Source organism: Marivirga sp., assembly GCF_051117495.1.
Taxonomy (GTDB): Bacteria; Bacteroidota; Bacteroidia; order Cytophagales; family Cyclobacteriaceae; genus Marivirga.
Genome location: NZ_JBNPEF010000004.1, coordinates 45,825 through 59,386 on the forward strand (window position 1 = coordinate 45,825; position 13,562 = coordinate 59,386).

The following is a 13,562-nucleotide window of genomic DNA, read 5'->3' on the forward strand; positions in this document are numbered from 1 at the left end:
CTATCTTATTAAATTAAAAACACCACTTTTATAATATTCTTCTCCATATTTATCTTTTACACGCACAGTATAACTGTAAGTTCCTTCTGGAGCAGGGCGAGTAGGAAGAAAGCCATCCCAGCCTTTTTCCAATGAATTACTTCTAAATATTAATGTACCCCATCTGTTATAAATACTAAATTCTACCTCCTCAATAAATTTACCTACTACATGAATTTCTTCATTTAGGGCATCCCCATTTGGTGAAAAGCCTGAAGGGACATAAAAGCTAGAAGGGATTTTATATCTTAGCAAATTAGAATAAGCTATTAGTCCACTCTCAGAATAGGCCTCCACTTGATAAAAAACCAATTGATCATTACTCTGAGCGATATTTTCACTGTAAACAGAGTCTAATCCAATATTATTTTCATCAAGTAAGTTCATGTTTTCATCATATTTCACAATTACATACTCCCTTAATTGTGAATTAAAACCAGTAAAGGAATTCCAATTGAAATTAATGATGCTCTCGTCTTGATCTAATTTTAATAAAATATTTGAGGCAATTGTTTGTACTGGGGAGATACCTCCACAACTATTGATGTAAGCTATGGAATAATAATATATGCGGTCAAAAAAGGCTATTCCTTGATCCACATAAGTATTGGTACTTGTGGTATCCAACCTAAAAAAATCTTCATTAGGGTTTCTTTTTTTATAAATGATAAAACGATCCGGTTGTAAACCCTGTGGCACTTCCCAGGTGAGTTCAACTTCATTGTCTGATAATACATTGGTGGAAATTTGAGAAATAGGAATAGTTGGTGTTCCAGATATTGCCGTTACTTCCTTCACCAGCGAAACAATTTCTATTCCAGCTTCATCAATGACGGAAATCTGGTATTGATCCGTCTGCCCGCACAAAACATTTTCATCAACAAAGGGGGCATTCCCCGTATGAATAACTTGCCCATTTTTTAAAAGCTGTGAATTTTCAAAGCTAAAATGATTCCAATCTAATATATTCCCTTCCAAATCAGCTGTTGCAGAAAACTGAATGGTACAAACCTCATTGGAAATCAATTCCTGACCATTGCATTGACTTGTGGTAATGATTCTGGCACAATAAAAATTTTCATCTAAATTTAGATTCTGAAAAGTATAACTTCCATTCTCCATACCCGAAAAGGTAGCCACATTCTCGTAATTACCATTTTCATTTTGCTTGAGTTGCAACTGGTAACTTTGATTTTCATTTAATGAAAAATCAATTTCAAAACTGTTTTCCGATAATATTTCGAGGCTATTGATAGAGGCTGCCTCTTCATTTTGTTCAACTGGAATAAAGGTGTTCGTAAAAACATTATTACTACAATTGTTATTGCCGGTATTATTAAAGGAACCTGTTACCGTCATGGTAAACTCCTGTGTGGGATCTCCATATTGATAAGTGAAGGGAAATGCGTTTATAGAATATTCTTGTGGAACGGATCCATCTCCGAAATCCACTGTGTAAAAATCAAAGGTCTCCTGTTGAGGATCGAGGTCTAAAACCAAATCATCATTACAACTTGATAAGGATACAAAAGGAGTACGGGGATCAATGATTTCTATGGTTATGCTATCATAAACTTGAGAATTCGATAATTGCCTTAAAAACAATATATTATAGGTACCCGCATCTTGATAGGTAAACCTGAAATCCTCAGCCTCTTGAGCAGGATTTCCAAAACAATCATTATTTGCCCCAATATCAGATAAATCAGCATCAAAACATATAAAAGGCGTACCTGTAGCATTGATTGGAGTCACTTCAATTTGGGTAAATTCACATCCTTTAAGATAGTTAACACTAAACAATCCGTTTTCACTTGTAAAGCTACCTTGCGCCCACAATGAAAATGAATTTAAAACCAGAAAAATAATAAGTAGTAATGTCCTCAAGCTAAATTATTTTTAATAAAATGGACAGCCTTTACAATATCATCATGTAATATCCTGTCATCTTCAATTAACGATACCTCTTGCCTAAAATTACGAATTATTTCTTCTAAATGTGAGCTTGTCTTTAATGGTCTTCTAAATTTTATTGCCTGTGAAGCATTTATCAGTTCGATTGCCAATATTTGATAGGTGTTTTCTACCACCTTAAAAAGCTTGGTTGCCGCATTTGCCCCCATACTCACATGATCCTCCTGACCGTTTGAAGAAACAATACTGTCCACGGAAGCCGGTGTACATAATTGTTTACTTTGACTTACCAAACTTGCCGCGCTGTATTGAGGAATCATCAAACCAGAATTCAAGCCGGGATTCATTACTAGAAAATCAGGCAAGCCACGACTACCGGAAATTAATTGATAGGTTCTTCTTTCAGAAATACTACCTAATTCTGCTAATGCAATGGCCAAGAAATCCAAAGAAAGAGCCAAAGGTTGACCATGGAAATTACCACCGGAAATAATTTCCCCTTCTTCCGGAAAAATATTAGGGTTATCCGTAACACCGGCCAGTTCTTTTCCTACAATATTTTTCACATAATCAATAGCGTCAAAACTGGCACCATGCACCTGCGGAATACAACGAAAACTGTAAGGATCCTGAACATGAACTTTGCTTTGATGGATGATTTCACTTCCATCAAGCAGTTCCAAAATTTTCTTAGCCACTATTTTTTGTCCATCCTGATTTCGGATTAAATGAATTTTAGAATCAAAAGGCTCTGGCCGACCATCAAAGGCATCTAATGATAAGGCACTGATGGTATTGGCCCAATTTAAAATATCCTCTGAAGACAAGACCGAATGAACGCCAAATGCATTCATAAACTGAGTTCCGTTCAAAAGCGCTAAACCTTCCTTTGCTTTTAAATGAATGGGATCCCATTGCATTTTGGCCATTAAAGCTTCCCCACTAATTTTTTCATTATGGAAATAGACTTCTCCCTTGCCTATTAGAGGTAATGCTAAATGAGCCAAAGGTGCTAAATCACCCGATGCACCCAAGGAACCAGACTCATAAATCACGGGTAAAATATCAGCATTGTAGAAATCCAACAAACGCTGAACAGTTTCCAATTGTACACCGCTGTGTCCATACGCCAATGATTGAATTTTGAGCAAAAGCATGATTTTCACAATGCGCTTATCAATTTCTGGCCCAGTACCACAGGCGTGGGACATCACCAAATTAGATTGCAGTTGCTCTAAATCCGGTTTGGATATATTTCGACTGTAAAGCGAGCCAAAACCGGTATTAATTCCATAAATAGGATCTTCGGAAGACTGAATATGTTCGTCTAAAAATTTCCGGCAATTAACAATGGCATTCACAGCCTTATCCGCCAGCTTCAGTTTTTTATTTTCTGATAGAATTACTCTTATTTCAGCTAGTGTAAGATCGTGTTCGCCTAGTACAAAAAAATTACTCATATCCTAAAAATCGTTTTAAAATGCTTTCTGCATTTAAGCTTTCTTGCGTTCCTTCCTTCATATTTTTGAAGGTTAAATCGCCTGTTTTCATTTCTTCTGAGCCTACCAAAATCACATAAGGAATTTGTTTATCGTTCGCATATTTCATTTGTTTTTTCAACTTTATCGGCTCAGGGTAAAGTTCTGCCTTTATATTGGCGGTTCTTAATCTATGCAGTACTTTCAAGGAGTATTTCCAGCTTTCTTGATCGAAGCTTACCATCAAAACTTCTGTGCTGCTTTCAGCATTATCGGGATATAGCTTCAATTCTTCCAATACATCGTAAATACGATCCACTCCGAATGAAATCCCTACACCGGAAACATCGGGCAAGCCAAATGTATCGGTTAAGCCGTCATATCTTCCACCACCGCAAATACTCCCCATTTCCACATTTTTGGGTTTTACTTCAAATATAGCCCCGGTGTAATACGAAAGCCCACGGGCTAAAGTCACATCCAATTCGAGTTGTGGAACTTTGGCTCCAAAGGAAGCTAAAATTTCAAACACCTCATTCAGCTCGACTAATCCTTTTTGACCAATTTCAGAGTCTTTCAAGAAATCCTTAAGGAAATTTAATTGCTCTACATTATCGCCACTTAAAGTAAATAAAGGCGATAATGTATCGATAGCGAATTGTGCAAAGCCTCTTTCCAATAACTCATCTTTAACCTTATCCTCCCCTATTTTATCCAATTTATCAATGGCCACTGCAAAATCGGTTTCCTTGCCTTCCGCACCCATCACCTCTACTATACCCGATAAAATTTTACGGTTATTGATTTTGATGGCATAATCCAAACTATTGGCTTTTTTGACTTGCAAGCTTTTAAATACTTCTTGTATCATCAAGACTATTTCTGCCTCGCATAACATGGAATTGGTTCCAATAGCATCTGCATCACATTGAAAAAACTCCCTGTACCTTCCTTTTTGCGGTCGATCCGCTCTCCAAACTGGCTGAATTTGATAACGTTTAAAAGGAAAAGTTAAATTATGCTGGTTCATCACCACAAAGCGGGCAAATGGTACCGTAAGGTCGTAGCGAAGGCCTTTTTCAGATATTTTCGGTTGTAAAACTTTAGAATCATTACGATCTTCTTCTTGGGTTTTTGAAAGAAAATCACCAGAATTCAATATTTTAAAAAGCAACTGATCCCCTTCATCTCCATATTTCCCTTGCAATACGCTTAAATTCTCCATAGCCGGTGTTTCTATGGGCGCGTATCCATATTTTTGATAGACCTTTTTGATGGTATCCAGAATAAAATGTCTTTTAGCCATTTCAGCCGGTCCAAAATCACGGGTTCCTTTAGGGATAGAAGGTTTCTGTTTGCTCATTTTTTACTATTATATGGAATCTAATAATTAATTTCACAAATGTTTTTATTAGTCACAGTATATCAGGAAAATACTAAACTTTCTCGTGCAAGTGCCTAATAAATTATATTTAATTTAGGCGCAAATCTACAAAATTTTGAAGTAAGTTCTGAGGTGTTGAAGTAATGATATATTGAAGTTTCGAAGTGAACCTTCCTTAAAAAGTTTACATCTTAAATATTTGGGGTTATAAAAAAATAGAAAATGAAAATACGGAAATGTTAGATATTAGGAGCATTGATTACTCTTCATAAGGATGTCCGACATTTGAATGACATGAAGAGATTTTATACTTAATCGAACCTTATAGCCTTAATAGGTTTCATCCTTGCTATAAACCAAACGGGAAGAAAAAGGGAAATCAAGACTACTACCAAAACCAATACATTCAAGCCTAATATCATTTTGAAATCCCATAAAATAGGCACAAAATTCATGTAGTAATTTTCTTGATCAAGCGGAATGATGTGAAAATAATATTGCAATACTGCAAAGCCCAGTGCCACTAAATTACCGTAGAGAAGTCCTTTGAAGGTTAATCTCAATCCACTCATCAAAAATATATTTCGGATCAATTGATTCTTTGCCCCCATGGATTTTAGCATTCCAATCATTGGGGTCCTTTCCATGGTCAAAATAAAAATAACGGCCACCATATTAAAGCAAGCCACAAACAAAATCAAGACTAAAAACAATCTGACATTTTGATTGAGTAATTCTAGCCATTCAAAATACTGCGGATATTTTTTACTGGTAAGATTTACAAATTGATCAGCTTCAACCTTATCAAAAACGATGGATTCAGCTTCTTCTTCATCCAATTTGTCATTAATGAAAACTTCATAACTTCCCACTTGGTTCGCATTCCAATCATTTAATCTTTGGATCATTTTAATATCCCCAATAATAATTCGCTCATCAAAATCTTCAAGGCCTGTTTCATAAATCCCTACAATTTCCAACTGTCTGTATCTAGGTGGATTTTGCACAAAATACATAATGACTTTGTCACCTAATTCAATTCTTAATAATTGCGCAATTTCCTTACTGATGATAACTTCTGTACTGTAATTATCAACTCTAACATTTGGAAATCGACCTTGAATTAGGTTTGAAGCAAAGTTCGCAGTATCATAATCCTGACCAATTCCTTTAATCACCACTCCTTCAACTGCTTCTTCGGTCTTTAACAAGCCCGCCTTATAAGCGACACCTTGCACATGTTGAATAAAATCCAAGTCCTTGGGATGCTTGAAAAAGTTGGTTTCTGTTGAAATAGGTGATTCATCAAAGGAATTACTAAGTGTATATTTAGTCACTTGCATATGACCTGCAAAGCTGTAAACTTTATCTTTGATGGTCTTTTGAAATCCGCCTAAAATCAAAAGCGCAACCAGCATAATGGCCAATCCAATGGCAATGCTGCTGATGGCAATTTTATAAATACTGCCGGAAAATTGACCGGTTTTAGAATTAATCGTACGTTTCGCTATAAAATCAGGTAGATTCAAGAATTAACTTTATTTTTGATTTATGATTCAAACTGCAAATTACAATTTCATTGGCAAACTCATTCCGCTTTGCGGTCTATTTTTTATGATTTTAGCAAATGCCTGCATGGCCCAACAAAATACCTCACTTCCTGCAGCATACCAAACCGAAGAATATCTCCCCTATTTGAAAGGGAAATCAGTAGGTGTGGTTGTCAATCAGACTTCCACAATTGGGCAGACGCATTTAGTCGATACCTTGAGATCACATAAAATCAATATCACAAAAGTATTTGCTCCAGAACATGGCTTTCGAGGTGAAGCTGATGCCGGTGCAACGGTAAAATCAGGTATAGATGAAAAAACAGGCTTACCCATAATTTCCCTTTACGGAAAAAATAAAAAACCTACAGAAGAGCAGTTGGAAGATTTGGACATCATCATCTTTGATATTCAAGATGTGGGAGCAAGATTTTACACTTACATCAGCACCATGCATTATGTAATGGAAGCTTGTGCTGAAAATAATATTCCATTAATGATTTTAGATCGGCCCAATCCAAACGGAATGTATGTGGATGGACCAATTTTAGAAATGGAACATCAATCATTCGTAGGAATGCACCCAATACCGATTTTGCATGGTTTAACGGTAGCTGAGTTAGCACAAATGATCAATGGAGAAAAATGGCTGAAAAATGAACTCCAATGTGAATTGAAAATTATCAAGAATAAAAATTATAGTCATCATGATACTTATTCCTTGCCCATAAAACCCTCGCCTAACTTGCCGAATGATTTAAGCATAGCTATTTATCCTTCTTTATGTTTGTTTGAAGGAACGGTAATTAGTGTGGGCAGAGGAACTGAAAAGCCTTTTCAGCAAATTGGTCATCCAGCATTGACCTCTTTTGAGCATACTTTCACTCCCGTTAGCATGCCAGTAAGCAGTGTGCACCCGCCATTTGAAGATAAAAAATGTTATGGTATTCAATTCCAATCAAAGGATTTTGAGGAAGGGATTTCACTAAGATATTTAATAGATTTCTATAAAGCATTTCCAAATAAGGATGAATACTTCAATAGTTTTCTGACCAAATTAGTCGGGACAGAATCATTGCGCCAGCAAATTGAAGCAGGTTTTTCAGAAGAAGAGATTAAAATGAGTTGGCAAGCAGGCTTGGAAGAATATAAGAAGATGAGGGAGAAGTATTTGATTTATAAAGCCCCTTAGGAAATTAGAGCCTCCTTAATCCCCCTATGGGATAACACTGTTTGCAATCAGATTATAATCTGCTGCGGATTTATGGATATATTGACTAGGTAAGTATCGCAGGTCAGACCGAAAATTGAAAATTATAAAAAGTTAGAAGTATGAAGTCGGAAGCTCGAAGTTTTGTCGACTTTCAATTATCATTTGTCAAACCTTGGTCTTGATTCTTGACTCTAGATTCTAGATTCTTTCTCAAAACCATGACATTTATCATATTAGCTCCTTATTAATCTCAGTGCAGCTTCTTTACAATTGTGCGAATTTTGTGAAAAACAATTGGGAAGATGGAAGCTAAATTTATAGAGAATCAGGGAGGACAAAACCAAGCGAACGATTGGGTACCAGCCAAATCATTTTACTCTTGTAAAAATGGAATATGCAATAGTTGTCTAGCGAAGCATGAAGACCGTAAGCAGCTAGTATTACCCTTATCAAAATTGAAAGAACCAGGTTTTAAAATTGACTTAGGAAATTTCTTGAAGAGTTTAGCAAAATTTCAGCGACCTGTTTTATTCTATCACCGTAACCACCCAATAGAAGAACAAGCCTTAATAAAGTTTACGGGACATGAAAATTTTGAAGATTCTTTTAAAGTAATTCAACCCTTTTTGCCTGAAACCATTATTCCAGCTACCATTATCTCACCTTATGAACTAAGTAAAAACAACCGCTTAAAAGAACAAAAATTAGTACTGTTAACTAAGAAATATTTTGAGCCTTTAGGTTTTATCAAATTACACCTTCATTCTGTAGCCGATTATCATGAATATGCTGAAAGTGAAAAAATTGGACTTTTGATGATGCCTTTGAAAGATTTGCCTGATTATGTTCAATATGCTATGAATGCAGAGGATTTGGAAAATGTAATTCCTGCAATTTTCCAGCCTTAAGATCAGGATTTTATAAAATCAATATTTCGCATTAAACCACTATATTTAGTCCGTTTCACAGCAGATTTCCTAAAAACTTCATTGAATACTTCCTTGGTCATTTCTTCCCAGTCTTTTTTATCCATTTCGGTTAATAAGGGATGGGATTGGAAAGTTTCTTCTTTATGCGGTTTTGAAAAGCGGTTCCACGGGCATACATCCTGGCAAATATCACAACCAAAAACCCAATCCTCCATTTTATCGGAAAACTCCGTAGGCAGATCGTCTTTCAATTCAATGGTCAAATATGATATACATTTACTGGCATCTACAACTCCATCTCCCACGATAGCATCGGTAGGACATGCATCTATACATTTGGTGCAGGTTCCACAGTAATCTTGCATTGGTCCATCTTCTTCAAGCTCTAAATCAATAATGAGCTCTGCCAGGAAATAGAAACTTCCTCTTTGTTTATTAAGCAACAAACTGTTTTTTCCTAACCATCCCAAACCACTTTTGGCTGCCCATTGCCTTTCCATTACGGGTGCCGAGTCCACAAAAACTCTTCCGCCTACCTCTCCTATTTCCTCATGGATTCGTGACATAAAATCTTTCAACTTGTCTTTTACAACAAAATGATAATCCTTACCATAGGCATATTTAGCAATCTTATAGGAATCACTTTTGGCTAAGTCTTGCTCAGGATAATAATTATACATTAAGGAAACCACTGATTTAGCGCCTTCTACCAATTTTGTGGGATCGAGGCGTTTATCAAAATGGTTTTCCATGTAATGCATTTTGCCATGGTATCCCTTTTTCAACCAATCTTCCAGCTTTGGTGCTTCCTCTTCTAGAAATCCTGCTTTGGACACACCGCAGAAATCAAAGCCCAAATCGGAGGCTATGGATTTGATGATTTTGGTATGTTTTTCTTTTAATGAAGTCATCAAGACATCAATCAAACAAACTTCCCAATTGCCCCGGTGGAACAACTCCTAAATGTTTATAAGCCAGTTCAGTAGCTTGCCTTCCTCTAGCTGTCCTTTTTAAATAGCCTTCTTTAATCAAAAAAGGCTCATAAACTTCTTCTATCGTATCAGCTTCTTCTCCCACAGCCGTGGCAATAGTTCCCAATCCTACCGGACCACCTTTGAATTTTTCAATGATAGTGTTCAAAATTCGGTTATCCATTTCATCCAAACCATGTTGATCTACATCCAATGCATTTAAGGCAATTTCAGCAATATTCTTGGTGATAGTTCCATCTCCTTTTATCTCCGCAAAATCACGAGTTCTCCTTAAAAGTGTATTGGCAATTCTTGGCGTACCCCTGCTTCTTCTGGCTATTTCATAAGCCGCATCTTCCTCCATAGGGGTATTGAGAATAGCTGCGGAACGCTTCAATATTTTCTTTAATAATTCCGCATCATAATATTCCAAGCGGGCATTTATACCAAATCTTGCCCTTAATGGAGATGTAAGCAAGCCCGATCGTGTAGTCGCCCCAATTAAGGTAAATGGGCTTAAGCTGATTTGTACGGAACGGGCATTGGGACCACTGTCCAGCATGATATCAATTCTAAAATCTTCCATGGCTGAGTAGAGATATTCCTCCACAACTGCATTCAATCGGTGAATCTCATCTATAAACAACACATCACCCTCTTCCAGATTGGTCAATAAGCCCGCTAAATCCCCTGGTTTATCCAAAACTGGTCCAGAAGTTACTTTCAAGCTTGAACCTAATTCATTGGCTATGATATGAGAAAGTGTGGTTTTACCCAATCCTGGTGGGCCATGTAAGAGCACATGATCCAATGGTTCTGATCTTTTTTTGGCCGCCATTACAAAAACCTGAATATTATCCACCGTTTTTTGCTGACCAGTAAAATCACCAAAAGAAAGCGGACGTAGGGCTTTCTCAAATTCTTTCTCTTCCGGATTTAAATGTTCTTCATCTCCTGTCAGGAAATCTTCTCTCATATCAACTGAATATTTGTGGCAAGTTAATCAAAAATGAGGATTTTGAAGGGATATTAATTCTTGACTTTTTTGACAGTACTTATCTTTGGTCCTTATTTATTCTTCACGCCAATTAACTCAAATAAAAAATGACCTGCCAAAGACAAGTCATTTAAGGGTTGATAGTTTACCGGTTCTTATTCTTTTTTGAGATATATTTCTACTACACCATTTTTAGCTTTTTCTCCATATTTTTCGGTAGCTTTTTTATCTTTTAAGACTGTTATACTTTCAATATTATTGGGTTCTATATTATTTGGCTTGTAACCGATCTTCTTTTCTACTCCATCTACGACAAACAATATTTCTGAACTTTTGTAGCCCAAAACATCCAGTACACTTTCCTTTTCTGCATCCATTGACATTTCACCTGAATAATCACCATCCTTAGTTTCATAAAAAACACCAATAGCAATGGCATTTTCTTTTTCCGAAATCTCAACTAAGCCTGTCTCTTCTTCCTCTTCAGCTGGAATTTCTTCAATTTGCATTTCTTTGATATCATCGGTTATAATTTCTATAAGCCCACTTTCTGCATTTTTTGAAGGCAAGACAATTCGAATGTTTTTGATTTCCCTATTACCTAATGCTTTTTCTAAATCGGCTCCTGCTTCAATTATTTTACCATCAATTTTTATTTTTACTTCTGTGTTTTCATGTGAGCTGAATTTTTTCACCAACTTTTTCAACACTTCCAAATTATTGGAATCTCCATTATGATAGGATTTATCGTTATCCAGAAACTGGATAGGGCCGTGAATTTTGATCTCCTTTAAATCCGCAGGTTTCTTATCAATTTTATTAATTAAATCGATGCGCTCAGAAGACTTTTGAGTATTTCCTCCTGTGTTTTGGTCGTTTATTGAATTAGCAGGTTCAGGTAATCTTACTAAAAAAGCTGAATCGTCAGAACTATCAAAAATAAAAATACTGCGGTTCTTATTTTCCTCTTCCCATTTGTTTCTATCGTATGATTCAAAATATTGAGTGGTAAAAAAATGATAAGAGGATTCTTCCTCATTTTTATACATAGTGACGATTTCTTGCCCGCCAAAAGATATTTTTTGATTTAGCGGTTGCAAATTCTCATCTAAAAAAAGTTTTACTATATTATTATCCGTTTTTGCAATTAAAGAACTCTTAGTCATTTCAATTACAAAATCCAACTTACTGTCTTCAGTTTTAAAAATTATATTCTCGTCTGATTTCTCAAAACTTTCTATATTCTTCAAATCATTATTTAATTCCGCTTTACTTTCATTTTTCGATTCCAGTTTAGGCTCTTCCAATTTGTAAAAAGTGAAGCTCATTAGAAATAAAATAATCATCAAAAGACTTAAAAATGGCTTCATACCCATATTTTGTTCAGGTTTTTGTTCAAAAATTCTCATAATTCTTATTTTAAGGTTAGATTGTTTGTTTGCAAAAGGAATAGCATAGTTCAATGATTGCCTGTAGTTTTCCATATTAAGCAAGGCATGTGCATATACTTTCTTATCCAGAATTTTTGTGACTTGGTCATCACATCTGTTTTCTCTTTCTTTTCGAATATTCTTTGACAACCACCACATGACAGGGTGATAAAAGAATACCACTTCAAAAGCCATGGTAAGGAGATTGATCAAATAGTCTTTATGTTTAATATGATATAATTCGTGCAATAAAACTGCTTCAATTTGCTCAGGTGGCAAGCTAGTGAAAAACCCGATAGGCAAAACAATAAGTGGTTTTATAAAGCCAAATGTGAAAGCTGAGCTTATTCTATGGCTTTCAAATACTTTTATATTATTGCTGATTTGCAATCTTTCAAGTTGCTGAATTATAAAATGATTCCATTTTTCAGGAATACTGCTTTGGGAAGAAATTATCAAAGTTCGCGTATAAAAATAACCTCCCATCATTTTGATAGTAAAGACCAAAGCACCTATGAGCCAAAAAATTCCGAGAGATTTCAATAAAAATTCCACATTGAAAAATTCGCTCTTTTGAGGAATGCCAACATTATCATTTGAAGGCATTTGTAAAACCAAAGCATCTGCATTGAAATTAGGAGCAGTATTGGTCACTTTCTTATGGTCTAGACTCCGATTTTCCTGAAAAAAATTATTATGAAAATAAAAAGTACCCACAATATTCAATAAGAAGAAGAACAATAAGGCAATAGTATTCTTGTGATAGCGATCAGTCGAAGATTGATTTAAAAATAAGGCATCAAAAACCTTAATAATCAGAAAAATCAAGAATCCACTCAAACAGCTAACTGCTACCCAAACACCCAATAACTGAATAATCGAACTTTGAAATAAGCCCATCATTTTATGCCTCCTTTCTCTTTTTGTTCAATCCATTGCTTTAATTCCCTCAATTCTTCTTGAGTAGTTTCTTGGTTTCCTAACAAATGCATCATCATTTCTTTAGCAGAGCCTTTAAATAAGGTTTCTGATAACCTATTAAATATGGAATTTTTAATCGACTGCTCATCAAGCTCAGAAAAATAAACAAAAAGCTTCCCTTCCTTTTTTCTACTTAACATTCCTTTATCATGCATGCGTTGCATTTGTTTCAAAGTAGTGGTATATCCCACTTGCTTTCTTGCTTCCAGTTTCTCATGAATTTCACTAACTGTTAAACCTGGTTGATCCCATAATTCTTGTAGAATTTCGAGTTCCGCTTCCGATGGTTTTTGCTTGATTTTATTCATTTGTTCAGAAATTTAAAGGCAATTAAACGACAATTGTCGTAATATGCAAATTTTCAAACGACAAATGTCGTAATTTTGAAAAAATATTTATTTAAAACATACTTACTTTCCTAAACATTATACGTAGAATGCAATAATGCAGCACTTTCTGCAATTCAACATAAAATGAAAACGATAAATCAAAAAATCACCTCTCCTCCTGATAAAGATGAAGTGAACTGGCCTGTAGTAATAGGCATTATTGCTGGAATGGTCCTTATAGTATTATTACTTAATTTTGCTTAAAGGAAAGAAGGCGGGATTCAAAAACCGCCTTTTTATTTAATTCTTCATTCTATTATCATGTCATATCATTCTTCTTTTAAACT

At 35.4% G+C, this 13,562-nt stretch carries 10 protein-coding genes; 2 read left to right on the forward strand and 8 right to left on the reverse strand.

Features of this window, described 5'->3' with window-relative positions; genetic code table 11:
- From ACFE0M_RS01350 to ACFE0M_RS01365, 4 genes are all read right to left on the reverse strand, one after another.
- Nucleotides 1-1,926, reverse strand: coding sequence for a gliding motility-associated C-terminal domain-containing protein (locus ACFE0M_RS01350; protein ID WP_434543942.1), 1,926 nt, complete (start codon nucleotides 1,924-1,926; stop codon nucleotides 1-3).
- A complete protein-coding gene (hutH, locus tag ACFE0M_RS01355) occupies nucleotides 1,923-3,413 on the reverse strand; it encodes a histidine ammonia-lyase (protein WP_434543943.1) in 1,491 nt (496 codons plus the stop codon). The genes ACFE0M_RS01350 and hutH overlap by 4 nt, the downstream gene beginning before the upstream one ends.
- A complete protein-coding gene (gene hisS, locus ACFE0M_RS01360) occupies nucleotides 3,406-4,794 on the reverse strand; it encodes a histidine--tRNA ligase (protein WP_434543945.1) in 1,389 nt (462 codons plus the stop codon). The genes hutH and hisS overlap by 8 nt, the downstream gene beginning before the upstream one ends.
- Nucleotides 4,795-5,126: 332 nt before the next feature.
- Nucleotides 5,127-6,344, reverse strand: coding sequence for an ABC transporter permease (locus tag ACFE0M_RS01365; RefSeq protein ID WP_434543946.1), 1,218 nt, complete (start codon nucleotides 6,342-6,344; stop codon nucleotides 5,127-5,129).
- Between the two features lie 22 nt (nucleotides 6,345-6,366).
- Between ACFE0M_RS01365 and ACFE0M_RS01370 the strand changes: the two genes are divergently transcribed.
- Nucleotides 6,367-7,557, forward strand: coding sequence for an exo-beta-N-acetylmuramidase NamZ family protein (locus ACFE0M_RS01370; RefSeq protein ID WP_434543947.1), 1,191 nt, complete (start codon nucleotides 6,367-6,369; stop codon nucleotides 7,555-7,557).
- A 323-nt stretch (nucleotides 7,558-7,880) separates the two neighbouring features.
- Nucleotides 7,881-8,486 (forward strand): hypothetical protein, encoded by a 606-nt coding sequence (locus tag ACFE0M_RS01375; protein ID WP_434543948.1) that lies wholly within the window; start codon nucleotides 7,881-7,883, stop codon nucleotides 8,484-8,486.
- Between the two features lie 2 nt (nucleotides 8,487-8,488).
- On the opposite strand, the gene queG is transcribed toward ACFE0M_RS01375, so the two are convergent.
- From queG to ACFE0M_RS01395, 4 genes are all read right to left on the reverse strand, one after another.
- Entirely contained in the window at nucleotides 8,489-9,418 is a 930-nt protein-coding gene (gene queG / locus ACFE0M_RS01380; protein WP_434543949.1) for a tRNA epoxyqueuosine(34) reductase QueG, read from the reverse strand.
- Between the two features lie 7 nt (nucleotides 9,419-9,425).
- The gene (ruvB, locus tag ACFE0M_RS01385; protein ID WP_434543950.1) at nucleotides 9,426-10,454 is read right to left on the reverse strand and encodes a Holliday junction branch migration DNA helicase RuvB; all 1,029 of its coding nucleotides are present in this window, start codon (nucleotides 10,452-10,454) and stop codon (nucleotides 9,426-9,428) included.
- A gap of 176 nt (nucleotides 10,455-10,630) precedes the next feature.
- A complete protein-coding gene (locus ACFE0M_RS01390; RefSeq protein ID WP_434543951.1) occupies nucleotides 10,631-12,805 on the reverse strand; it encodes a M56 family metallopeptidase in 2,175 nt (724 codons plus the stop codon).
- On the reverse strand, nucleotides 12,805-13,194 hold the full coding sequence (locus ACFE0M_RS01395; RefSeq protein WP_434543952.1) for a BlaI/MecI/CopY family transcriptional regulator: 390 nt from the start codon (nucleotides 13,192-13,194) through the stop codon (nucleotides 12,805-12,807). The genes ACFE0M_RS01390 and ACFE0M_RS01395 overlap by 1 nt, the downstream gene beginning before the upstream one ends.
- Nucleotides 13,195-13,562: the final 368 nt, after the last annotated feature.

Excerpts from the sequence above, each read along its gene's own strand:
- hutH (WP_434543943.1), bottom strand. The coding sequence starts at position 3,413 with ATGAGTAATTTTTTTGTACTAGGCGAACACGATCTTACACTAGCTGAA.
- ACFE0M_RS01375 (WP_434543948.1), top strand. The coding sequence starts at position 7,881 with ATGGAAGCTAAATTTATAGAGAATCAGGGAGGACAAAACCAAGCGAAC.
- queG (WP_434543949.1), bottom strand. The coding sequence starts at position 9,418 with ATGACTTCATTAAAAGAAAAACATACCAAAATCATCAAATCCATAGCC.
- ACFE0M_RS01390 (WP_434543951.1), bottom strand. The coding sequence starts at position 12,805 with ATGGGCTTATTTCAAAGTTCGATTATTCAGTTATTGGGTGTTTGGGTA.
- ACFE0M_RS01370 (WP_434543947.1), top strand. The coding sequence starts at position 6,367 with ATGATTCAAACTGCAAATTACAATTTCATTGGCAAACTCATTCCGCTT.
- ACFE0M_RS01395 (WP_434543952.1), bottom strand. The coding sequence starts at position 13,194 with ATGAATAAAATCAAGCAAAAACCATCGGAAGCGGAACTCGAAATTCTA.
- hisS (WP_434543945.1), bottom strand. The coding sequence starts at position 4,794 with ATGAGCAAACAGAAACCTTCTATCCCTAAAGGAACCCGTGATTTTGGA.
- ruvB (WP_434543950.1), bottom strand. The coding sequence starts at position 10,454 with ATGAGAGAAGATTTCCTGACAGGAGATGAAGAACATTTAAATCCGGAA.